Source organism: Streptomyces sp. PT12 (assembly GCF_003311645.1).
Classification (GTDB): domain Bacteria; phylum Actinomycetota; class Actinomycetes; order Streptomycetales; family Streptomycetaceae; genus Streptomyces.
Window position 1 is genome coordinate 1 of sequence record NZ_QEST01000101.1, and the last position, 22,073, is coordinate 22,073.

General features: G+C 73.1%; 20 protein-coding genes. 9 read left to right on the plus strand and 11 right to left on the minus strand.

Going from position 1 to position 22,073, the window contains the following annotated elements:
• Positions 1–103 precede the first annotated feature (103 nt).
• Together DEH69_RS12010 and ssd are read right to left on the minus strand one after the other, a co-directional pair.
• The gene (locus tag DEH69_RS12010; protein ID WP_113686939.1) at positions 104–1,318 is read right to left on the minus strand and encodes a TadA family conjugal transfer-associated ATPase; all 1,215 of its coding nucleotides are present in this window, start codon (positions 1,316–1,318) and stop codon (positions 104–106) included.
• The gene (ssd, locus tag DEH69_RS12015) at positions 1,315–2,385 is read right to left on the minus strand and encodes a septum site-determining protein Ssd (protein ID WP_113686940.1); all 1,071 of its coding nucleotides are present in this window, start codon (positions 2,383–2,385) and stop codon (positions 1,315–1,317) included. The genes DEH69_RS12010 and ssd overlap by 4 nt, the downstream gene beginning before the upstream one ends.
• Before the next feature lie 419 nt (positions 2,386–2,804).
• On the opposite strand from ssd, the gene DEH69_RS12020 reads away from it, so the two are divergent.
• The gene (locus DEH69_RS12020) at positions 2,805–3,671 is read left to right on the plus strand and encodes an HAD family phosphatase (RefSeq protein WP_113686941.1); all 867 of its coding nucleotides are present in this window, start codon (positions 2,805–2,807) and stop codon (positions 3,669–3,671) included.
• Positions 3,672–3,725: 54 nt separating this feature from the next.
• Here the strand turns inward: DEH69_RS12020 and DEH69_RS12025 are convergent, their stop codons facing one another.
• On the minus strand, positions 3,726–4,562 hold the full coding sequence (locus tag DEH69_RS12025) for an oxidoreductase (protein ID WP_258534615.1): 837 nt from the start codon (positions 4,560–4,562) through the stop codon (positions 3,726–3,728).
• 119 nt (positions 4,563–4,681) lie between these two features.
• On the opposite strand from DEH69_RS12025, the gene DEH69_RS12030 reads away from it, so the two are divergent.
• Positions 4,682–5,668, plus strand: coding sequence for an ATP-binding protein (locus DEH69_RS12030; protein ID WP_113686956.1), 987 nt, complete (start codon positions 4,682–4,684; stop codon positions 5,666–5,668).
• Between the two features lie 22 nt (positions 5,669–5,690).
• Here the strand turns inward: DEH69_RS12030 and DEH69_RS12035 are convergent, their stop codons facing one another.
• Positions 5,691–6,956, minus strand: a complete 1,266-nt coding sequence (locus tag DEH69_RS12035) for a hypothetical protein (RefSeq protein ID WP_113686943.1) — start codon at positions 6,954–6,956, stop codon at positions 5,691–5,693.
• A gap of 234 nt (positions 6,957–7,190) precedes the next feature.
• Between DEH69_RS12035 and DEH69_RS12040 the strand changes: the two genes are divergently transcribed.
• The 5 genes from DEH69_RS12040 to DEH69_RS33440 all read left to right on the plus strand — a co-directional run bounded on the left by DEH69_RS12040 (position 7,191) and on the right by DEH69_RS33440 (position 13,575).
• Complete coding sequence (locus DEH69_RS12040) at positions 7,191–9,446, plus strand: SulP family inorganic anion transporter (protein ID WP_113686944.1); 2,256 nt, start codon at positions 7,191–7,193, stop codon at positions 9,444–9,446.
• 178 nt (positions 9,447–9,624) lie between these two features.
• Positions 9,625–11,586, plus strand: coding sequence for an acetate--CoA ligase (gene acs, locus DEH69_RS12045; RefSeq protein ID WP_113686945.1), 1,962 nt, complete (start codon positions 9,625–9,627; stop codon positions 11,584–11,586).
• Positions 11,587–11,804: 218 nt separating this feature from the next.
• Positions 11,805–12,242, plus strand: coding sequence for a phage holin family protein (locus DEH69_RS12050; RefSeq protein ID WP_113686946.1), 438 nt, complete (start codon positions 11,805–11,807; stop codon positions 12,240–12,242).
• Complete coding sequence (locus tag DEH69_RS12055; protein WP_113686947.1) at positions 12,239–13,171, plus strand: alpha/beta fold hydrolase; 933 nt, start codon at positions 12,239–12,241, stop codon at positions 13,169–13,171. Before DEH69_RS12050 ends, DEH69_RS12055 begins: the two co-directional genes overlap by 4 nt.
• Before the next feature lie 89 nt (positions 13,172–13,260).
• Entirely contained in the window at positions 13,261–13,575 is a 315-nt protein-coding gene (locus DEH69_RS33440) for a hypothetical protein (RefSeq protein ID WP_309302787.1), read from the plus strand.
• Between the two features lie 59 nt (positions 13,576–13,634).
• On the opposite strand, the gene DEH69_RS12065 is transcribed toward DEH69_RS33440, so the two are convergent.
• From DEH69_RS12065 to nth, 3 genes are read right to left on the minus strand one after another with little or no spacing between them, the layout of a single operon-like run.
• Entirely contained in the window at positions 13,635–14,834 is a 1,200-nt protein-coding gene (locus tag DEH69_RS12065; RefSeq protein ID WP_113686948.1) for a MarP family serine protease, read from the minus strand.
• Positions 14,835–14,847: 13 nt separating this feature from the next.
• Positions 14,848–15,534, minus strand: a complete 687-nt coding sequence (locus DEH69_RS12070; RefSeq protein ID WP_113686949.1) for a CoA pyrophosphatase — start codon at positions 15,532–15,534, stop codon at positions 14,848–14,850.
• Positions 15,531–16,379, minus strand: coding sequence for an endonuclease III (nth, locus tag DEH69_RS12075; RefSeq protein WP_258534616.1), 849 nt, complete (start codon positions 16,377–16,379; stop codon positions 15,531–15,533). The genes DEH69_RS12070 and nth overlap by 4 nt, the downstream gene beginning before the upstream one ends.
• A gap of 253 nt (positions 16,380–16,632) precedes the next feature.
• Between nth and DEH69_RS12080 the strand changes: the two genes are divergently transcribed.
• The gene (locus DEH69_RS12080; protein ID WP_086159807.1) at positions 16,633–17,307 is read left to right on the plus strand and encodes a Crp/Fnr family transcriptional regulator; all 675 of its coding nucleotides are present in this window, start codon (positions 16,633–16,635) and stop codon (positions 17,305–17,307) included.
• A 67-nt stretch (positions 17,308–17,374) separates the two neighbouring features.
• Here DEH69_RS12080 and DEH69_RS12085 read toward each other — a convergent pair whose 3' ends face one another.
• Entirely contained in the window at positions 17,375–18,202 is an 828-nt protein-coding gene (locus DEH69_RS12085) for an MBL fold metallo-hydrolase (RefSeq protein ID WP_113686951.1), read from the minus strand.
• On the minus strand, positions 18,199–19,101 hold the full coding sequence (locus tag DEH69_RS12090; RefSeq protein ID WP_113686952.1) for an NUDIX domain-containing protein: 903 nt from the start codon (positions 19,099–19,101) through the stop codon (positions 18,199–18,201). The genes DEH69_RS12085 and DEH69_RS12090 overlap by 4 nt, the downstream gene beginning before the upstream one ends.
• Before the next feature lie 150 nt (positions 19,102–19,251).
• On the opposite strand from DEH69_RS12090, the gene DEH69_RS12095 reads away from it, so the two are divergent.
• Positions 19,252–19,839, plus strand: coding sequence for a hypothetical protein (locus tag DEH69_RS12095; RefSeq protein ID WP_113686953.1), 588 nt, complete (start codon positions 19,252–19,254; stop codon positions 19,837–19,839).
• 8 nt (positions 19,840–19,847) lie between these two features.
• On the opposite strand, the gene DEH69_RS12100 is transcribed toward DEH69_RS12095, so the two are convergent.
• On the minus strand, positions 19,848–20,876 hold the full coding sequence (locus DEH69_RS12100; protein WP_113686954.1) for an LLM class flavin-dependent oxidoreductase: 1,029 nt from the start codon (positions 20,874–20,876) through the stop codon (positions 19,848–19,850).
• 73 nt (positions 20,877–20,949) lie between these two features.
• Complete coding sequence (locus DEH69_RS12105) at positions 20,950–22,032, minus strand: DUF2399 domain-containing protein (protein WP_113686955.1); 1,083 nt, start codon at positions 22,030–22,032, stop codon at positions 20,950–20,952.
• Positions 22,033–22,073 lie beyond the last annotated feature (41 nt).

The following is a 22,073-nucleotide window of genomic DNA, read 5'->3' on the forward strand; positions in this document are numbered from 1 at the left end:
CGAGTGGGGCCAAAAAACCTCGGAATCCTGGTCCCAAAAAAAGTGCCTACAAACACCCCGGCGCCGACGCACAGCGCGACGGCGAACTGCGGTAGCTGTCCCGTCACAGCACACCTCCCCCGCGCTGGGCGCACAGCCGGGCCAGCCGCACCCACCCGGGGCCGCGCTCGAACCCCCCGGGCGCCCAGCAGGCCGCGGGAACGGTGTGCACCAGGCCCTGGTCGTCCCGCTCCAGCACATGGATCTCGGCGAGCCTGCGCTGCCCGGTGCTCCGGTCCTTCACCAGGTGCAGCACCACGGAGAGCGCGGCCACGAGCTGGCTGTGCAGCGCGGCCCTCGGCAGTCCCGCGGTGCTGCCCAACGCCTCAAGGCGCGCCGGGGCGTCGGCGGCGGCGTTGGCGTGCAGGGTGCCGCAGCCGCCGTCGTGCCCGGTGTTGAGCGCGCCGAGCAGCTCCGTCACCTCGCTCCCCCGCACCTCGCCCACCACGAGCCGGTCGGGGCGCATCCTCAGCGCCTGGCGGACCAGGTCGTGCAGCGTGACGCGGCCCGTGCCCTCCTGGTTGGCCGGGCGGGTCTCCAGGCGGACCACATGGGGATGGCTGGGGCGCAGCTCGGCCGAGTCCTCGACGAGGACGATCCGCTCGTCCGCGCCGACGAGGCCGAGGAGCGTGGCGAGCAGCGTGCTCTTGCCCGTGCCGGTGCCGCCGGTGATCACGAACGACAGGCGGGCGGCGAGCACGGCGCGCAGCAGCCGCTCGCCACCGGGTGGCAGCGTGCCCGCCTCGCCCAGCTCGGCCAGGGTGAACGCCCGCGGCCGCACGACGCGCAGCGACAGGCAGGGGGATCCGACGACCACGGGCGGCAGCACCGCGTGCATCCGCGTGCCGTCGGGCAGCCGCGCGTCGGCCCAGGGGCGCGCGTCGTCGAGCCGCCGCCCCGCGGCGGCGGCGAGCCGCTGCGCGAGCCTGCGGATGGCCGCGGTGTCGGGGAACCGCACGTCGGCGCGCTCCAGGCCGCGCCCCCGGTCCACCCAGACCTCGGTGGGCCCGTTGACCAGCACGTCGGTGACGTCGGGTGCGGTGAGCAGGGGTTGCAGGGGGCCGGCGCCGACCAGCTCGGAGCGCAGGGCGCGGACCACGGAGAGCACGGTGCTGTCGCCGAGCAGCCGTCCCCTGGCGCGCAGCGCCGCGGCGACCCGCCCGGGCGTGGGCTCGGCGCCCTCCTCGGCCAGCCGCAGCCGGACGGCCTCGAGCAGCTCGGGCAGCTCCGCGGGCTCGATCGGCTCGGGAAGCTCGGCGGACTCGGCCGGGGCGCTCATACGGCGGCTCCCAGGGCGGGCCTGGCACGCTCGATGAGGGTGGCGGAGAAGCGGGCGAGCACGCCCTTCGCATCGGTGCCGGGGGGCTCCCCCGCATCGGAAGCCGCGGAAAGCCCCGGCTCGTCCGGCAGCTCGCCCGCGAGGGACAGGCCGAGGAGCCGGGCCAGCTCGGCGCCGGCCAGGCCGCCGCTCGTCGTGCGGGCCACCACCCGCAGGTCGCGGACCATCGCGCCCGCTGTGGCGACCACGCGCTGTGCCCCGGCCACCGCGCGCAACTCGCCGGGAACCACCAGGAGTCCGAGGTCGAGCTGGGCCAGCGCCTCGCCCACCGCCTCGTCGACGACGCGCGGCAGGTCGACGACGACCAGGCCACCGCCCCTGCGCGCGGCCGTGAGCACCGTGCACATCGCCTCGCCCGGCAGCCTCGCGCCGTCGGCCCGGTCCCAGCTGAGCAGGCTGACGCCGTGCAGCCGGGGCAGCGACTCGTCGAGGGCCGACCCCGAGAGCCGTCCCCTGGCCGAGACGAACGCCGGCCAGCGCGGCCCCGGGGCACGTTCGCCGCCGAGCAGTATGTCGAGCCCGCCTCCGAGCGGGTCGCCATCGACCAGGACCGTGCGCTTCCCCTGCCGGGCGGACGTCACCGCCAGGGCGCAGGCCAGCGAGGACGCCCCCGCGCCGCCCCGCCCGCCGATCACGCCCACGGTCAGCGCCGGATGGCCAGGGCGGTCGATCGCGTCAGCGATGCGGTCCGCCAGCCACGGCTCGTCGCCCGGCAGGTGAAGCACCTGCTCGGCGCCGAGTGCCACACCCCGCGCCCAGATCGTGGGGTCGTCCAGGTCGCGGCCCACCAGCAGCACGCCGGGCCGCCGCCCCGGCCAGCGACCCGCGCCCTGCCGCGCCACCGCGCGGTCGTCCCCGACGAGTACGAGCGGCGCCCGCTCCCACTGACCGGCCGCGACCGGCCCGCCGTGGACCACCTCGGACTCCGCGCCCGCGGCGGCGCACAGCCGCAGCAGATCGTCGAGAAGGTCTTCGTCCTCCGTGAGAATCAGAATGGATTCGGCCACGGCTATCCCCCTTCGCACAGTGCGTCCGGTCAGTCGCCGAACGCATCGACAGCCACGTCATTCACGGTGCCGTGCCTGAAGGCATTTCAGGGGCCTCAGGGGAAATCTGTGGATAACTTCGCCTCTGTGGAAAACTCATTCACCCCCACGGGAACGGCTACGGACAGCGATCATCGTGGGGACGGCGAAGAGGGCGGGGGAAGGCCCGGGAAGGGGGTCCACGAGGGGGGCCGGGGGCAGGTCAGGCGGCCCCGGACATGCGACGACCCCCGCCGGGGGGGAGAGCGGGGGTCGTCTTCCGCGGCCGACTCGGGGGGGGAGGAGTCGGGCCGGGTTAGCACGGTCGCGAACGATCCGTGACTTCCATGGTGTACCCGAGAGCCCTCTGAGGCAAACCACCGCGCCTCAGCGTACGCCGAATGGTGGGCCCTTATGCTCGGGGCGTGAAAATACTGGCCCAGCCACGGACCGCCGCCTTCTTCGACCTGGACAAGACGGTCATCGCGAAGTCGAGCGCGCTCACGTTCAGCAGACCCTTCTACCAGGGTGGGCTCATCAACCGACGCACCGTCCTGCGCTCGGCCTACGCGCAGTTCGTCTTCCTCATCGGCGGGGCCGACCACGACCAGACGGAGCGCATGCGGGAGTACCTCTCGGCGCTCTGCCGTGGCTGGAACGTGCGGCAGGTGAAAGAAATCGTCGCCGAAACGCTCCACCAGGTGATCGATCCGATCATCTACGACGAGGCGGCGTCGCTGATCGAGCAGCACCACGCCGCGGGGCGGGACGTGGTCATCGTCAGCTCCTCGGGCGCCGAGGTCGTCGAGCCCATCGGCGAACTGCTCGGCGCCGACCGCGTGGTGGCCACGCGCATGGTCGTCGCCGACGGCTGCTACACCGGCGAGGTCGAGTATTACGCGTACGGCCCCGCCAAGGCCGAGGCCATCGCCGAGCTGGCCATCTCCGAGGGCTACGACCTCGACCGCTGCTACGCGTACAGCGACAGCGTCACGGACATCCCGATGCTCGAGGCCGTCGGCCACCCGCACGCCGTCAACCCGGACCGGGTGATGCGCAGGGAGGCCGCGGCGCGCGGCTGGCCCGTCCTGACGTTCGAACGCCCGGTGCGCCTGCGGCAGCGGCTGCCGTCCCTGAGCCTCGGCCCCCGGCCCGCCCTGGCCGCGGGCGCGGCGCTCGCGGCGGCGGCGTGCGCCGCCGGTCTCGTCTGGTACGCCAGCCGCCGCCGAAGCGCTCGCACCGGGCGCGTGCGGCTCACCGCGGCCTGAGCCGACGGGCGGCGGGCCGCAGCGGGCCGCAGGCGGCGGGGGCGGCCCGAACGCTCAGCCCGCGCCGCGTTGCAGGGCCTCGCAGACCGCGACGGACTCGCGGGCGCCCAGCTCGACGGCGCGTCCGCAGTGCGCGATCCAGCGCGCGACTCCCTCGGGCGCGCCGGAGAGGTACGCCCTGAGCGCGTCGAGATATGCCTCGCGCCCCAGCTCGGCGTGGCCCACCTCCGCGGGGGCCACGCCCTTGGGGTCGAGCCCGGCGGCGATCAACGTGACGCGCTCCGCCGCGCGGGCCACCAGGCCGTTGCGCGTGCCGAAGGGGCGCAGCGCAAGCAGCTCGCCGTGCACCACCGCGGCCTTCACGAGCCCCGGGGCGTCCGAGCCCGCGACCAGCAGCTGGCCGAGGGCGCCCAGCCGGGCCGCCACGGCGTCGGGCGGCGGGGGCGCGTCGAGGGCGGCGAGCGCCGGCTCGGAGACGGGCTCGTCCGCGCGCCGCGGTCTGCCGACGGTGTCGCCTGGCGCCGTGCCCCCCGCCGCGACCAGGTGCAGCCGGGCCAGGACGCGCGACGGCGAGGCGCGCCAGACGTCGAGCAGCTGCCCGGCCTCGGCCGTGAGGCGCAGGGCCGCGCCCACCGTCCGCGCCTCGTCGTCCGTGCCGAAGTCGCCGCGCCTGCGCACCTCTTCGAGCGCCCAGTCGGCGCCGTCGAGCGCGGCCGAGCCCCGCGCGCCCCGCAACGCGCCCTCCGCGGCGACCTCGGGGCCGCGTCGGCGCATCACCCGGTGCCCGTACACCCGGTCGACGGCCTCGCGCACGCCCTCGACGGCCGCTTCCACCCCGGGCAGCGAGGCCAGGCGCGCGAGCGGGTCGGCGGCGTCGGTCTCGTTCGTCACACGCGTAGCACCCATAGCACCGAGCCTAGAGCCGGTCCAGGGGCGCTGTTCGACACGTTCGGGTGGACTTCCCCGGCCTCCGTGCCGGGCGTCCTCCGGCCGGAGCTACGCTGATGAACATGAAGATCGCTTTCGTTGGCAAGGGAGGCAGCGGGAAGACCACGGTGTCCTCGCTGTTCGTCAGGCACCTGGCGGCTCGGGGCATCCCGGTGACCGCGGTGGACGCCGACATCAACCAGCACCTCGGCGTCGCCCTCGGCCTGACCGACGAGCGGGCCGCCACGCTCCCGCCGCTGGGTGGCAGGCTGGGGATGATCAAGGAGTATCTGCGCGGCGACAACCCCCGGATCCCCTCCGCCGAGACCATGATCAAGACCACGCCGCCCGGCACCGGCTCCCGGCTGCTGCGCCTTGACGAGGACAATCCGGTGTTCGCCGAGTGCGCCGAGGACGTCCGCCTGGACGGCGACGCGTCGGCGCGGCTGCTGGTCACCGGGCCTTTCACCGAGGACGACCTCGGCGTGGCGTGCTACCACTCCAAGACCGGCGCGGTGGAACTGCTGCTCAATCACCTGGTCGACGGGCGGGACGAGTACGTCGTGGTCGACATGACGGCGGGCAGCGACTCGTTCGCCTCCGGGATGTTCACGCGCTTCGACATGACCTTCGTGGTGGCCGAGCCGACCCGCAAGGGCATCTCCGTCTACCGCCAGTACCGCGACTACGCGCGCGACTTCGGCGTCGAGCTGCGCGTCGTCGGGAACAAAGTGCAGGGCCCCGATGACATCGAGTTCCTGCGCGCGCAGGCCGGCGACGACCTGCTGGTCACGGTCGGGCACTCGGACTGGGTGCGCGCGCTGGAGCGGGGCGCGCCGAAGCCCTTCGGGGCGCTCGAGAAGCCGAACGCGCGGGCGTTGCGCGTCCTGCACGCCGCGGCGGACGCCGCGTACACGCGCCGGGACTGGCACCGGTACACCCAGCAGATGGTGCACTTCCATCTGAAGAACGCCGCGAGCTGGGGGAACGAGCGGACCGGGGTCGACCTGGCAGCCCAGGTCGACCCCAGCTTCGTGCTGGGCGAGGCGCCGAGCCCGCAGCCGGTCTGAGCCCCGCCCGCCGCCCGGCCCCTCAGTCGCGAGGGCGCGCGGCGGGGAGGTCCTGGAGGAACGCCTCCCAGCCGCCGTCAGGCCGCTCGCCGACGCCCAGGGTCCGCAGCCGCTCGAGCACGGCGGGGTCCTGGGCGTCGAGCCAGTCCACCAGCTGCCCGAACGACACGCAGTGCACGTCGTCGCGCGGGCACAGCTCCTTGATGACGGACTCGACGGCGTTCATGTAGGCGCCGTCGTTCCAGTCGTTGAAGTGGTTGCCGACGATGAGGGGCGCGCGGTTGCCGTCGTAGGCCCGGTCGAACGCCTCGAGTAGGCCGTCGCGCATCTCGGCCTCTCCGGCGCCGTTGACCTTGAAGTTGTAGTCCATCGACAGCGTCTCGAAGGCGCGGCCCGGGACCGGGACCGACTGGAGCGGAATGTCCCAGATACCTTCGCGCTGCCGCGGCCAGACCTGGAGGCCGTTGCCGCTCGAGTCGTAGCGGAAGCCCATCTCGGCGGCGGCGGCCATGAGGTTGTCCTGCCCTTCGAGGCAGGGCGCGCGCCCGCCGATCAGCTCCTTCTCGTAGTCGAACGGCAGCGGCTCCATGTCCTCGAAGCCGGTGGTGGTCCGCCAGTTCCGCACCATCCACTTGGCCTGCTCGATCTCCTCGCGCCAGTCGTCGGCCGACCAGGACGAGACGCCTTCGGGGCCGCAGAAGTGGCCGTTGAAATGGGTGCCGATCTCGCTGCCGTCGAGCCAGGCGGCGCGCAACTGTTCCAGCGTGGCGGCGATGTTCTCGTCGCGCAGATATCCGATGTCGGACGCGCCGGGCGCGCGCCCCGGGGGATGATACGTGGCGCGTTCGCTCTCGGGCAGCAGATAGAGGCCCGACAGGAAGTACGTCATATGGGCGTCGTACCGCTTGCCGAGTTCGCGGAATCGGGAGAACAGCTCATTTCCGTCCTCGCCCGCGCCGTCCCATGAGAAGACGACGAATTGCGGGGGCTCGTCGCCGGGGGCGAGCCGCTCGGCCGTCGGCTGGTTGGGCTGCTCGCCGGTGAAGGCAGTGGAGCCGTCGCCGATCAGGCGGGGGGCCGCGCGCTCGGCGCCCGCGTCGCGCCCTGTGCGCTCACGCGCCTCCTTGGCCTCCTGACCCGCCGCTCCCTTGTCCTCGGCGGCAGGGGTGCCGTCCTCACGCGAGCAGCCGGCGAGCACCGGGCCGAGCAGGAGAGCCCCCGCCACCACCCAGGCCCCCGGTCGTACCCCCGCGCGCTTCCCGGTCCACCGGCCGCTTTCAGCCGCCATCGAATCCCGCCTCCGTCCTGAGGGTGCTGGTCGGTCGTGCAGATGACCCGACTAACGTCCCTCTCGATCAGAAAAGAGGGTGGAACGACAAGCCTTTCAAATGACTAATTCGCTCGATAGGCGTAATTTCAGGGCCGAATGAGGACGAGGACTAGCAGAGGGCTTTACGTTGCATTACTCTCCATTTACCAAGGCTTGAGAGTTGCCATAGCGGCCCAACGGACGGAGAGGTAAATGTCCGCCCCTCACCGCGCTGACCTGTCCGCCTCGATCTCTGTCTTCCTGATCGCTATTCCCCTGTCCCTCGGCATCGCGCTGGCCACCGGCGCGCCACTCCAGGCGGGCCTCGTGGCCGCCGCGGTCGGCGGCATCGTGGCCGGGGCGCTGGGCGGGGCGCCGCTCCAGGTCAGCGGCCCCGCCGCCGGCCTGACCGTCATCACCGCCGAGCTGATCCACGAGTACGGCTGGCGCACGACGTGCGCCATCACCGCCCTTGCCGGGCTCACCCAGCTCGGGCTCGCGGCGCTGCGGGTCGCCAGGTCCGCGCTCGTGGTGAGCCCCGCGATCGTGCACGGCATGCTCGCGGGCATCGGGATCACCATCGCCCTGGCCCAGCTGCACATCGTCCTTGGCGGCACGGCGGAGAGCTCCGCCGTCGAGAACGTCACGCAGCTCCCCGGCCAGCTCGCCGACCCGCATCTGACGGCCCTGGGGATCAGCCTGCTGACCATGGCCGTCCTGCTGCTGTGGCCAAGGCTGCCGGGCCGGGCGGGCGGCATCCTGCGCAAGGCCGCCCCCGCCGCGCTCGCGGCCGTCTCGGTGGCGACCGCCGTGGCGTGGGCCGCCGGGCTGCGGCTGCCCCGGGTCGACCTGCCCGCGTGGAGCAGCCACGCGCTGCCGGAGATGCCGGAGGGGCCGGTCCTCGGGCTGCTCGCCGCCGTGCTGACGGTCACGCTGGTGGCCAGCGTCGAGTCGCTCCTGTCCGCGGTCGCCGTCGACAAGCTGGCCTCCGTCAGGCAGCGGGCGGGCGGGCCCCGGGTGCCGCGCGCGGACCTCGACCGCGAGCTGCGCGGCCAGGGCGCGGCCAACGTCGTGTCGGGCGTGCTCGGTGGACTGCCCGTCACGGGGGTCGCGGTGCGCAGCTCGGCCAACGTGGCGGCGGGCGCCGTGAGCCGCTGGTCCACGATCCTGCACGGCTGCTGGGTCCTGGTGGCCACCGGTCTTCTGGTCGGCGTGCTCCAGCTGATCCCGCTGGCCGCGCTCGCCGCGCTGGTGATGGTCGTGGGCATCCAGATGGTGAATCTGACACACATCCGCGTCGTCACCAGACACCGGGAGGCCCTGGTCTACGCGGCGACGGCCGCGGGGGTCACGCTGCTCGGGGTGCTCGAGGGGGTGGCGATCGGCGTCGCGGTGGCCGTCGGCGTCGCGCTGCACCGCCTCACCCACACCCGCATCAGCCACGAGACGCTGCACGACGGCACCCACCAGGTGCGGGTGCGGGGGCAGTTGACCTTTCTCGCGGTGCCCAGGCTCAGCAGGGCGCTGGCGCAGATCCCCGACGCGGCCCCGGTCGCCGTCGAGCTGGACGGCACCTTCATGGACCACGCGGCCTTCGAGACGCTGCACGACTGGCGCGCGGCGCACGCCGCCCAGGGCGGGACCGTGGAGATCACCGGGCGGGCGGGGGAGCGGATCGGCGACCAGGCGGCGGAGCACCACTGCCGCCCCTGGCAGCCCTGGCGGAACCACCAGTGCACGGCCGCGGTCCCGGCCGCCGGGGCGGCGGGCGCGGGAGCGTTCCAGCACGACCAGCTGCTCGGCGGCGTGCGGAACTTCCAGCGGAACACCGCTCCGCTGATGCGTCGTGAGCTGGCCCGCCTCGCACAGGAGGGCCAGCGCCCCACCCAGCTGTTCCTCACCTGCGCCGACTCCCGCCTGGTCACCAGCATGATCACCTCGAGCGGGCCCGGAGACCTCTTCACCGTGCGGAACATCGGGAATCTCGTGCCGCCCCCGGGCACGGAGTTCGCGGACGACTCGGTCGCCGCCGCGATCGAGTACGCGGTGAACGTCCTGCGGGTCGGCACGGTCACCGTGTGCGGGCACTCCGGGTGCGGCGCGATGCAGGCCGTGGCGGTGGGCGAGGCGGGGGCAGGGCCGGGCTCGCTCGGCCGCTGGCTGCGGCACGCCCACCCGAGCGTGGAGCGGCTGAGCCACCCCGGCCTCGGGGTGCCGCGGATCGAGGGGGAGCGCCCGGCGCCCGACGCCCTCGAGCCGCTGTGCCTGGCCAATGTGGTGCAGCAGCTCGACCATCTGACGCTGCACGAGTGCGTCTCCCGGCGCCTTGCCGACGGCTCGCTGCATCTGCGCGGGATGTACTTCGACGTGGCCAACGCCCAGGCGTATGTGCTGAGTGAGCGCGACGCCACCGATCCGGTGTTCACCGCCGTCCACCCCGACGCCAGAGCGGAGGTGCTGACCGGCTGATGGCGCCCGCTCGCGGTGCGGTTGAGCGGCCGCTCGACGCGCTGAGCGCCCGTTCGACGCCGGGTGCTGCCGTTCGCCGCAATAGGTCTGGACCAGTCGCCCGGTTGCCCTTGTCAAAGGGCAACCGGACTGATGAGGTGGGCCGCGTGGGACACAGCTGACACCGCGAGGAGATGCCGTGAGTAACGAAAGCCTGGCCAATCTCATGACGGAGACGCGGAGGTTCGCGCCTCCGGCGGAGGTGGCCGCTGATGCCAATATCACCGCCGCTGCCTATGAGACCGCCGCCGCCGATCGGCTGGGCTTCTGGGCCGAGCAGGCACGCCGGCTCAGCTGGGCGACCCCGCCGAGCGAGACGCTCGACTGGTCGAACCCCCCGTTCGCCAAGTGGTTCGCCGACGGCCGGCTGAACGTCTCGTACAACTGCGTGGACCGGCATGTCGAGGCGGGCAACGGGGACCGGGTCGCCATCCACTTCGAGGGGGAGCCGGGCGACTCGCGCTCCCTCACCTACGCCGAGTTGCAGCGCGAGGTCTCGCGGGCCGCGCACGCGCTCACGGAGCTGGGCGTCCGCACCGGGGACCGGGTCGCGATCTACATGCCGATGATCCCCGAGACGGTCATTGCGATGCTGGCGTGCGCCCGGATCGGGGCCCCGCACTCGGTGGTGTTCGGCGCGTTCTCCGCCGACGCGCTGGCCACCCGCATCGAGGACGCGGACGCCCGCGTCGTCATCACCGCCGACGGCGGGTATCGCAGGGGCGCGCCCTCCGCGCTCAAGCCCGCGGTCGACGAGGCGCTGACCCGCCCCGGCGCCGCCCACGTCCGCTCCGTGCTGGTCGTGCGCCGCACCGGGCAGGACATCCCCTGGACCGAGGGCCGCGACATGTGGTGGCACGAGCTGACCGAGCGTCAGCCGAGCGAGCACACGCCCGAGGCGTTCGAGGCGGAGCACCCGCTGTTCATCCTCTACACCTCGGGGACCACGGGGAAGCCCAAGGGCATCCTGCACACCTCCGGCGGATATCTCACCCAGGTCTCGTTCACCCACCACGCCGTCTTCGACCTCAAGCCGGAGACCGACGTCTTCTGGTGCACCGCGGACGTCGGCTGGGTCACCGGGCACTCGTACATCGTCTACGGCCCCCTGTCGAACGGCGCGACCGAGGTGCTCTACGAGGGCACGCCCAACACCCCGCACAACGGCCGCTGGTGGGAGATCGTCCAGAAGTACGGCGTGACGCTCCTCTACACCGCGCCCACCGCGATCCGCACCTGCATGAAGTGGGGCGACGACATCCCCGCGAAGTTCAACCTCTCAAGCCTGCGCGTGCTGGGCTCGGTCGGCGAGCCGATCAACCCCGAGGCGTGGATCTGGTACCGCAAGCACATCGGCGGCGACCGCACGCCCGTGGTCGACACCTGGTGGCAGACCGAGACCGGCGGCATCATGATCAGCCCGCTGCCCGGCGTCACCGAGGCCAAGCCGGGCGCCGCGCAGGTCCCGCTCCCCGGCATCAGCGCGACGGTCGTGGACGACAACGGCGCGGAGGTGCCGAACGGTTCGGGTGGCTATCTCACGCTGACCGAGCCATGGCCGTCGATGCTGCGCACGATCTGGGGCGACGACCAGCGGTTCCTCGACACCTACTGGTCGCGGTTCGCCGGGAAGTACTTCGCGGGTGACGGCGCCAAGAAGGACGCCGACGGCGACATCTGGCTGCTGGGCCGCGTGGACGACGTGATGCTGGTCTCCGGGCACAACATCTCCACGACCGAGGTCGAGTCGGCCCTGGTCTCGCACCCGAAGATCGCCGAGGCCGCGGTCGTCGGCGCGACCGACCCGCAGACGACGCAGTCGATCTGCGCGTTCGTCATCCTGCGCGGGGGCGCCGCCGAGGAGGAGGGCCTGGTCGACGAGCTGCGGGCGCACGTCGCCAAGGAGCTTGGCCCGATCGCCAAGCCCAAGCGGATCCTTCCGGTCGACGAGCTGCCGAAGACCCGTTCCGGCAAGATCATGCGCCGCCTGCTCCGCGATGTCGCCGAGAACCGGCAGCTGGGCGACGTGACCACGCTCACCGACTCGACGGTGATGGACCTGATCCAGGCCAAGCTGCCCACCGCGGCCGGCGAGGACTGACGCGAGGGCCCGCGGCACCGTCGTCACCTCACGACACCTCACGACACCGTCATCGCCTCAGGGGCGCCCGGCCGTCGGCCGGGCGCCCCTATACCATGAGCGGGCATCACTCCCCTGAGCGACGGTGAGGTGTCATCCACCGGCACGTCACCCCGGCACCACTACTGTCACCTGAACCAACCGCATCCGCGTCCGGGAGACGAAAGAGGGTTATCGCGATGAGCGCAGCCGAAGAGGGCCGTAGTCTCGGGGAGCTGGTCGCCTCGGCCACCGCTGAGTTGTCCGCACTGATGCACGACGAGATCGCGTTGGCCAAGGCCGAGCTCCAGGCGGGCGCGAAGAAGGCCACCGTCGGCGGCGCCGCGGGGGTGATCGGGATCTTTCTCGCGATCTCGGCCGTGCCGCTGCTGAGCTTCGCGCTGGCGTTCTGGCTGAACAACTGGTGGGGCATCTCCCTCGCCCTCTCCTGCACGATCGTCGGCGGCTTCTACCTGGTGCTGGCGGGGCTGCTGTTCCTGCTGGCCAAGCGGAAGTTCGGCGGGGTGTCCAAGCCGGAGCGCTCGATGCGGTCCGCCAAGGAGACGGCCGCCGTGCTGTCGAGCGTCAAGCCGCACCCCCGCCCCGTCCCCATGGACAAGGCGGGCTCGTCCACATGACCGCCGACCATGCCGGCGCGCGTTCCTCGGTCATCCTGCGGGAGGGGCCATGGACGCACCGCGACGTCGCCGCCAACGGGGCCCGTTTCCACATCGCCGAGGTGGGGGACGGGCCGCTCGTGCTGCTGGTGCACGGCTTTCCGCAGTTCTGGTGGACGTGGCGGCACCAGCTGACCGCGCTGGCCGACGCGGGGTTCAGGGCGGTCGCGATGGATCTGCGCGGCGTGGGCGGCAGCGACCGCACCCCGCGGGGGTACGACCCGGCGAACCTGGCGTTGGACATCACCGGGGTGATCCGTTCCCTCGGTGAGCCCGACGCCGCCCTGGTCGGTCATGACCTGGGCGGTTATCTGTCGTGGACGGCGGCCGTGATGCGGCCCAAGCTGGTGCGGCGGCTCGCCGTCGCGTCCATGCCGCACCCGCGCAGCTGGCGCGCGGCGCTGCTGCGCGATCCGCGGCAGACGGCGGCCAGCGCGTACATCTGGGGCTTTCAACGGCCCTGGCTCCCCGAGCGGCACCTCGTCGCCGACGACGCGGAGACGGTCGGGCGGCTCCTGCGCGACTGGGCAGGGCCGCGCCAGCCCGCGCCCGAGGACGTGGCGGTCTACCAGCGGGCGATGACGATCCCGTCCACCGCGCACTGCGCGATCGAGCCGTACCGCTGGCTGGTCCGCTCGATCGTGCGGCCGGACGGCATCCAGTTCAACCGGCGGATGAAACGGCCCGTGCTGGTGCCCACGCTGCACCTGCACGGGTCGCTCGACCCGGTGATGCGCACCAGGAGCTCGGCGGGCTCGGGCGAGTATGTCGAGGCGCCGTACCGCTGGCGCCTGTTCGACGGCCTGGGGCACTTTCCGCACGAGGAGGACCCCGTGGCGTTCAGCACCGAGCTGATCGACTGGCTCAGGGACCCCGAGCCCGACCGCTGACGCGACCAGGCGACCGCGCGACCGCGCGACCGGGCGACCGGGCGACCGGGCGACCGCGCGCCCCTCGGCCGGAACGCCTCGCCCGACCCGTGTCGTTCGCCGACCGAATCGTGATCGACATCTCCCCGACGCACGGCGACATGTGCCGGACGCATAAGCCGAGCGAGTTCGCTTTGGGGAGGTTACTGACCTTGCGGGCCGGGCAGGGACGACGTATGGGCTGGACGCACGACTACCGTGACGTGGCACGTGATCGAAGCGGCAATGGAGCCGCCGCCCAGGCGCAGAGCGCCGTGCGGCGGCTCCAGGGCGGCCCCATGCCGGATCCGCATATCGGCTTTCCCGATATCCTCCGCCGCCGCGCGCGCTGGGTGGGCGTGCGGTTGCGGCACCCACGCGGGTAGGCGTGGCCCGGGCCGCGTCCGCTCTCCCCGGGCGCCGCACGGCGCCCCTCGGACGCACCTCACATCGCGCAGGTCTGGCTGTTGACGGGCTCGTCGGCGGCTCGGCCCCGCGTGACCGACTCGCGCACCTCGTCGGCGGTCAGGGCGTAGCCGGTGCGGTCGTCGTCGAGCGACTTGGCGAAGACCACGCCGTACACCCGGCCTTCGGGGGTGATCAGCGGGCCTCCTGAGTTCCCGGGGCGGACCGTCGCGTGCAGGGAGTAGACGTCGCGGCTCACCGTGCCGCGGCGGTAGATGTCGGGCCCTTCGGCCTGGAAGCGCTCCCGCACGCGCGCCGAGCGGGCGTCGAACGGGCCGCCATCGGGGAAGCCCGCCACGATCGCGCCGTCGCCCGTGATCGCGTCGCCCCTGCTGAACCGGAGCGGCCGCGCGCCGAGATGAGGCACGTCGAGGACGGCGATGTCGCGCTCCCAGTCGTAGAGGACGACGCGCGCGGTGTAGAGGCGGCCGCGGCCGCCGACCTGCACGGTGGGCTCGTCGACCCCGCCGACGACATGGGCGTTGGTCATCACGCGGCCCTCGGCGAAGACGAAGCCGCTGCCCTCCAGGATCTTGCCGCAGTCGGTGGCGGTGCCGACGACCTTGACGATGGACCCCCTCGCTCGGTCGACGGCGCGGCTCTCGGCCAGCTCGGGGTCGGGGGCTGGCACCTCGGTGAACGGCTCGGTGGCGAACGGGGAGAAGACCTGCGGGAAGCCGTTCTGCGCCAGGATCGAGCTGAAGTCGCTGAACCACGCGTCGGCCTCCTCTGGCACGACGCGCGAGACGCCGAACAGCACGCGGGAGTCGCGGACCTCGCGGCCCACGGTGCCGAGCGTCGTCATCGCGAGCGCCGAGCCGAGCAGCCACGCGACCAGCAGCATGGCCATGACGTTGACCAGGGCGCCGCCGGTCGCGTCGAGCGCGCGGGCGGGGGACCAGGTGATGTGCTGCCGCAGCCTGCTCCCGAGGTGGGTCGTGACGGCCTGGCCGATCGTGGCGGACAGGACGACGATCGCGACCGCCGCGATAATCCCCGTCTCACCTGGCTCGGCGCCGCCGCTCAGCCTCCGCCACGCCATCGGCAGCAGCTGGACCGCGATCAGCCCGCCGCAGATCAGGCCCGTGACGGAGAGGACCCCCACGACGAACCCCTGCCGGTAGCCCACGAGGGCGAACCACACGGCGGCGAGGAGGAGCAGGACGTCGAGGGCGTTCATGCCCGCTACGGTCTCACGCTCTGTGGTCGAGCGGGATCTCCCTGTCGCGGTCCCAGGGGCGCTCCCACCCGGCGAAGTGCAGGATCCGGTCGATCACCCCGGCCGTGAACCCCCACACGAGCGTGCCGCCCACCTGGAAGCAGGGGCCGCGATACCCGCTCGGGTGCGTCGCGACGCCGCGCCTGCGCGGGTCGGTCAGGTCGGCGACCGGCACGGTGAAGACCCGAGCCGTCTCGGCCTGGTCGACCGGCGCCACCGGCGAGGGATCGCGCCACCAAGCCAGCACGGGCGAGACGACGAAGTCGGTGACCGGGATGTACAGCCGCGGCAGGGTCGCGAAGACCCGCACGCCCGCGGGGTCGAGCCCCGTCTCCTCCTCGGCCTCCCGCAGGGCCGCGCTCAGCGGCCCCTCGACCTCGGGGTCGCCGTCCTCGGGATCGAGCGTGCCGCCGGGGAACGATGTCTGCCCCGCGTGGTTGCGCAGGCTCGACGCCCTCTCAAGCAGAAGCAGCTCGGGGCCGCGGGAGCCCTGGCCGAAGAGCACGAGCACGGCGGCGGGCCGCCCGCCCACGGCAGGCGGCAGAAAGGCGCTGAGCTGACGGGCCTTCACCGTCGCCGCGGCCTCGGCCAGCGGCCTGAGCCACTCCGGCAGGCAGGCCGGGTCGACGACCTCGATCCCCGCCCCGTGCGCACTCGTCATGCGGCGTCCAGCGGCGGCGCGGGCTTGCCCGGGTAGTCCGCCGGTGGATCGAGCCGCTGCCCGGGGAAGCCGCCCATCTCGTACTTCAGGAGCTTCTTCGCCCGCTCGGGGTCCGTCTCGCCCTCGCCGAACGACGGGCACAGATGCGCGATGGGGCAGGCCCCGCACGCGGGCTTACGGCTGTGACAGATGCGGCGGCCGTGGAAGATGACGCGATGCGAGAGCATCGTCCACTCCTTCTTCGGGAAGATCTCCCCGACCTCGGCCTCGATCTTGTCCGGATCCTTCTGCTCGGTCCACCCGAAGCGGCGCGCGAGCCGCTGGAAGTGGGTGTCGACGGTGATGCCGGGCCTGCCGAACGCGTTCCCCAGGACGACGTGCGCCGTCTTGCGGCCGACCCCCGGCAGCGACACCAGGTCGTCGAGCCGCCCCGGCACCTGCCCGTCGAACCGGTCACGCAGCGCCACCGAGATGCCGAGCAACGCCTTGGCCTTGCTGCGGAAGAAGCCCGTGGGCCGGATGATCCGCTCCAGCTCGGCCGGGTCGGCGTTCGCCAGGTCATCGGGCGTGGGATAGGCGGCGAAGAGGCGGGGAGTGGTCTGGTTCACCCTGAGGTCGGTGGTCTGGGCGGAGAGGACCGTCGCGATCAGCAACTCGAAGGGGTTCCGGAAGTCGAGCTCGGGGTGCGCGTAGTAATACACCTCGGCCAGCGCTCGGTTGATCTTGCGGGCGCGCCGGACCATCCCGAGGCGGGTCTCGGGCCTCGCGCGGCTGCCGCCGCCTCCGCCGCTCACCCGCCCGGCCCCGCCGCGTTCGCTCTCAGCGGAATCCTGGCTAGCGCTCACCCGTCCGGCCCTCTCATCTCTCATGTGCCGATCGCGCCCGGCTTTGCGGGCCCCATGGGGTCGTTGACCACTCGGCCAGCCTAAACGGCCCCACCGACATTCGTCCGGCCCTCGCCGAAAGCCCGCTCGAACGGGCCCCTGGCGTGTCAGCAGCTGTCCCGGTACGTCAAACTTGTGACTGATAGCACTGCCGAGGCGTCCGGCATCATGAGGTGGGACCCTGGCCGACCCTGGCCGACAAGGAGAGGAACTCGTGGACGACGTTCTGCGACGCGCCCCACTCTTCGCGGCGCTCGATGACGAGCAGGCCGCTGAGCTGCGCGCTTCCATGGCCGAGGTGACCCTCGCCCGCGGGGACACCCTCTTCCACGAGGGCGACCCAGGCGACCGGCTCTACGTCGTCACCGACGGCAAGGTCAAGCTGCACCGCACCTCCCCCGACGGCCGGGAGAACATGCTGGCCGTCCTGGGCCCGGGCGAGCTCATCGGCGAGCTGTCCCTCTTCGACCCGGGCCCCCGCACCGCCACCGCCACGGCCGTCACCGAGGTCAGGCTGCTCGGCCTCGGCCACGGCGACCTCCAGCCCTGGCTCAGCGCCCGCCCCGAGGTCGCCGCCGCGCTCCTGCGCGCGGTCGCCCGCCGCCTGCGCCGCACCAACGACCAGATGTCCGACCTGGTCTTCTCGGACGTTCCAGGGCGCGTGGCGCGCGCCCTGCTCGACCTGTCGCGCCGCTTCGGCGTGCAGTCCGAAGAGGGCATCCACGTCGTGCACGACCTCACGCAGGAGGAGCTGGCCCAGCTGGTCGGCGCCTCCCGCGAGACGGTCAACAAGGCGCTGGCCGACTTCGCCGCCCGCGGCTGGCTGCGCCTCGAGGCGCGCGCGGTGATCCTCCTGGACATCGAACGCCTGGCGCGCCGCTCGCGTTAGCCGTTCGGAAACGCGCGGGACCCGTTCGGAAACGCGCGGGACCCGTTCGGAAGCGGGCGGGGGCCGTTCAGATCAGGCCGTGTTCGCGCAGGTAGTCAAGCTGTGCCCGCACGGAGAGCTCGGCCGCGGGCCACACCGTTCTGTCCACGTCCGCGTACACATGGGCGACGATCTCGGCGGCGGTGCGGTAGCCGTTCTCCACGGCGGTCTCCACCTGTGCGAGCCGCCTCGCCCTGTGCACCAGGTAGTGGTCGAGCGCGCCCTGCGCGTCGCGCAGCACGGGCCCGTGCCCCGGCAGCACCGTGCTGACGCCGTCGTCCACGGTGAGGGAGCGCAGCCTGCGCAGCGAGTCCAGGTAGTCGCCCAGCCTCCCGTCCGGGTGGGCGACCACGGTCGTACCGCGGCCGAGCACGGTGTCGCCGGTCAGCACGGCGGCGTCCGCGGGCAGCTGGAACGACAGCGAGTCCCCCGTGTGCCCCGGCGTCGCCACCACGCGCAGCTCGAGCCCGCCCGTCGTGACCACGTCGCCCGCGCCGAGCCCCTCGTCCCCGAGCCGCAGCCGCGCGTCGAGCGCGCGCACCGGCGCGCGGGTCAGCTCGGCGAAGCGCGCCGCGCCCTCCGCGTGGTCCGGGTGCCCGTGCGTCAGCAGGATCTGGGCGACGCGCCGCCCCGCGGCCTCGACGGCGTCGAGCACGCGGCGCAGGTGCCCCTCGTCCTCGGGTCCAGGGTCGACGACCACGGCCTCGGCGGCGTCGGGCTCGGCCAGGATCCAGGTGTTGGTGCCGTCCAGCGTCATGGGCGAGGGGTTGGGCGCGAGAACGAGCGCCGCCCGTTCGGTGACGCGCCCCTCGCGCACGCCGGGCATCGGTCGGCCCGGCAGTACCGCGTCGCTCATCTCTCGGCCTCCTCTTGGGAGTTGGCGCGTCGGGTGTCCGTCACCCCGGCGCCGTCGGCGACCGGTGCGGCCGCCCTCCGCTCGAATGCGTCATACCCCGGCCAGCTCAGGACCACCTCGTCCCCCACCAGCCGCGCCCGCGCCATGACCGGCGCGAGATCGCGTTCGCGCGCCGCTTCGAGCGCCTGGGCAACCGTTCGGAACTCCGCAAGCTCGCGCAAGGTGGCGACCGTCGGCGGCAGCATGAGCAACGCGCCCCGCTCGTACGCCTCCACCGCGCGCCGGGGCGTCAGCCACTCGACGTGGTCGGCCTCGGTCGAGGCGTTCCGCGTCGTCTGGCCCTCGGGCAGCGCCGCCAGGTAGAACCAGGTGTCGTAACGCCGCGCCTCGAACTCCGGTGTGATCCAGCGCGCCCAGGGCCGCAGCAGGTCCCCGCGCGCCACGAGGCCCCGCCGCGCGAGCACGTCGGCGAGCGCCGTCTCCCGCTCCACCAGCGCCACCCGGTCCGCCTCCCACCCCGGCCCCGTCACGTCATCGACCAGCTCGCCAGGCGCCGGGCCCGCGAGCAGGACGCCCGCCTCCTCGAACGTCTCGCGCACCGCGGCGAGCAGCACGCCGTTCCCGCCGTCGCCGCTCTCACCGTCCCCGTCCCCGTCCCCGTCCCCGTCCCCGTCCCGGGGATCGACCGCGCCGCCTGGATAGGCGTACGCCCCCGCCGCGAAGGCCATCGACGCGCGCCGACGCAGCAGAAAGACCTCGAGCGCCCCCTCCGCGCCGTCGCGCACCAGCATCACGGTTGCGGCCCGCCGCGGCTCGACGGGCACCAACTCCCCGCGCGCCAGCGCCCTGACACGTTCGGGCCACTCCGCCGGATACCACGGCCCACCGGTTCCCGCCATGCACGGATGCTAGCGAGCCGGACCGCGCACCGGATCGAGAGATAGCTCACCCGGGTGGTTGCGGGCCCGGGGCGGAACCGCCCGTCTCGCTCCGCCCGTCGGGGCAGTGACCGAACCGTGAGTGACCGCACTGTGGAGGAACGGCATACCGTGATCTCGGACGGAACGTGGCCCGCCCGCTTCGAACAGGCGGAGCTGCCGCACACCACCCCCCTCACGCACCGCGAGGTGGACGGCGTGATCAGGACGGTCTACGACCCCGGCCGCGTGACGGCGATGGAGGCCCGCGCCCGCCTCGGCACGCTCGTCGACTTCACCGAGGGGCCCGGCCTCGACCTGCTGCGCAGGCGTTACGCGCAGAGCGCCGACGAGGAGCACCGCGCGCTGACCTCGCGCCTCTTCGAGCAGCTGGACGGCCTGCGCGCACCTGAGGCGATCGACGCGTTCCACCGGGTCTTCTCCCTCGCCCAGCTGTGTGTCCTCGCGGAGTCCCGCGGGCTGCGCATCACACACGCCGACGGCCCCACGGGCCACTTCATCACCGAGGCGCTGATCATCGACGACCTGCTGCTCATCCCCCCGGGCCAGCCACCGGAGGAGACCCTGCGCGACCTGACCGCCGCCGATCCCTCCACCGCCGATCCCTCCACCGACCGCGTCCCGCACCGCAGAAGGCCGACGCACGACAGGGCGGACCGCCCCCCGCTCCGCTGCCGCGGCAGGGGCCAGGCGCGCTGAACGCCACATCAGGCCACGGGCCGCCAGCCGAGGGCGGGGCCGAGGCGGGTGGCCATGTCGGTGAGGATCTGGACATAGTCGTCGGGCGCGAAGGTGAACGGCAGCGCGAACGCCACCTCGTCGACCTCGCGGAACGCCGCGTGCGCGCGCAGCCGTTCGGCGATCTCCGCCGAGCCGCCGACGAGGTCGGGCGCGAACATCATGCGCGCGGGGCCCTGCGGCGCGGCCGTCCTGGGCATGCGCTCCCGGGCGTACGCCTCGTACTTCGCGCGCTGCGCTGGCGTCGCGGAGTCGGTGGGGATGACGACGAGGCCGTGCGAGACCCGCGCGCGCTCGCCCTCGGGGTGGTGCGCGCGGAACGCCCTCATGTGCGACAGCTGGATCGCTGCGAAGTCCTCGGCCTCCTCGGCCCCCTCGGCCTTGACGACGCTGCTGGTCAGGAGGTTCATGCCGTGCTCCCCCGCCCAGCGCGCCGAGCGCAGGCTGCCCGCGCCATACCACATGCGGGAGGCGAGCCCGGGGGCGTGCGGCTGGACGCGGTCGGAGAACGCCTCGAAGCCCGCCGTTCCGCTGAAGCCGGTCGCGGGCTCACCGCGCACGAAGCCGAGCAGCCGCCGCACGCGTTCGTGGCCGAAGTCCTCCGCGTCCGCGGTGTCGGGGTACAGCGCGTCCCTGACCTCCTCGTACCGCATCGGCGGGCCGACGCTGACCCCGGGGTTGAGGCGGCCTCCGGAGAGGATGTCCACGGTGGCCAGGTCCTCGGCGAGGCGCAGGGGGTTCTCCCAGCCGAGCGGGATGACGGCGGTGCCCAGGTGGATGCGGCTCGTGCGCTGCGAGGCGGCGGCCAACACGGCGACGGGCGAGGAGATCCCGTACTGGAGATGCCGGTGCCGCACCCACGCGCTGTCGAACCCGAGCCGCTCCCCCAGCTCGATGAGCGCGAGCGTCGCCTCGTGCCCGGCGCGCGGGTCGCGCTCGTCGAAGAGGCCGATGGTGAGAAAGCCCAGCTTGCGCAGGGGTCTTGAGGCGGCTGACACGTTTCCCCTCAGGCGGTCGGGCGCGTTGGCACCAAGGTGAGCTCTCGGCGAGGACGTGCACGGGGTCCTACGTTCATCCTGACAGGTCGGTCACCAAGAGATCGAGGGTGACCTCCTCGTGGAGCGCGACGCCGAGGGCGGTCATGGCGGGAGCGAGACCCGCGTCCCAGACCGCGCTGACGAGGTGGCCGTCGAGCGGTAGTTGAGGGATCCCCTCGGCCTGGCTGCGAGCGGCCAGGTGCTCGTAGTCCTCGGCGCCCATGCCCCATGGCCGGGCTTGGTATCGGCGGATGATCCGGTTCGCCAGGGCGATGCCCGGCCAGTCGAAATCGCCGTGGTACGGGAAACGGCAGCCGGTGGCCGCGAGGGCGTCGAGGAGTGTGAGGACCACCGTGGCGGCGCTGCCGGACGTGCACACCAGGGGCAGGACGCGGGCCGCGTCCGCCGCCGCTTCCACCACGCGCGGATTCTCACAGATGTGGACGACCGCTCCGTCAGGTAGTCGCAGTCGCAGGTCGTGCGGATCGCGCGGCGTGAGGTGGGCTTCGGCGTGATGGTCGGCTCGCTGCCTCAGGGCGTGCTCCCGCCAGCCTCCGCCGACGGGTCGCAGCCCGTAGGTCAGCGCCGTGCTTGAGACCTCGTCCGGTGTGACGGACACCAGCCGCCACCGTGCGCGCCGGCTGGCCGCGTCGCCGGGGAACTCGGTGCCATAGGCCAGGGCGATGCCGCGTTGGACGAGGCGTGCGAGCCAGGTGCCGCCGTCCAGGCCGTGTGCGGATCCGGTGGTGGTGGCGGCGAGCTCTCCCCGGCCTCGGGCGCCACCCCGTTCCGGGCCGAGCAGCGCGGTGAGGACCGAGACTGCCTGGTGGAGCGTTCGTACCGCCGTTTCGGGTGTCACTCCCCCCGGTACGCCGGCACGGCGGAGCAGGTCCTGCCACTCCCCGGTCCAGTCAGCTCCGGCGAGCGGGCAGGCGTCCAACGCCGCGGCGAGCGACGACCAGACGCGCACGCGCCGCGCCGCGATGCCCGCGCGGAGGGCACGGCGGTCGGTGAGCGAAGGGCCCAGCTCCTCCAGGGTCTGCCTGAGCCCGAGTCCGGCCGCCGAGGCACGCAGTCGGGCGTCGAGCGCGTCGAGGCGCGGTGAGGGTCTGTCCAGTCAACGGCTGATCTTGGTTGTTGAGGTTCAGTGGCTGGTGG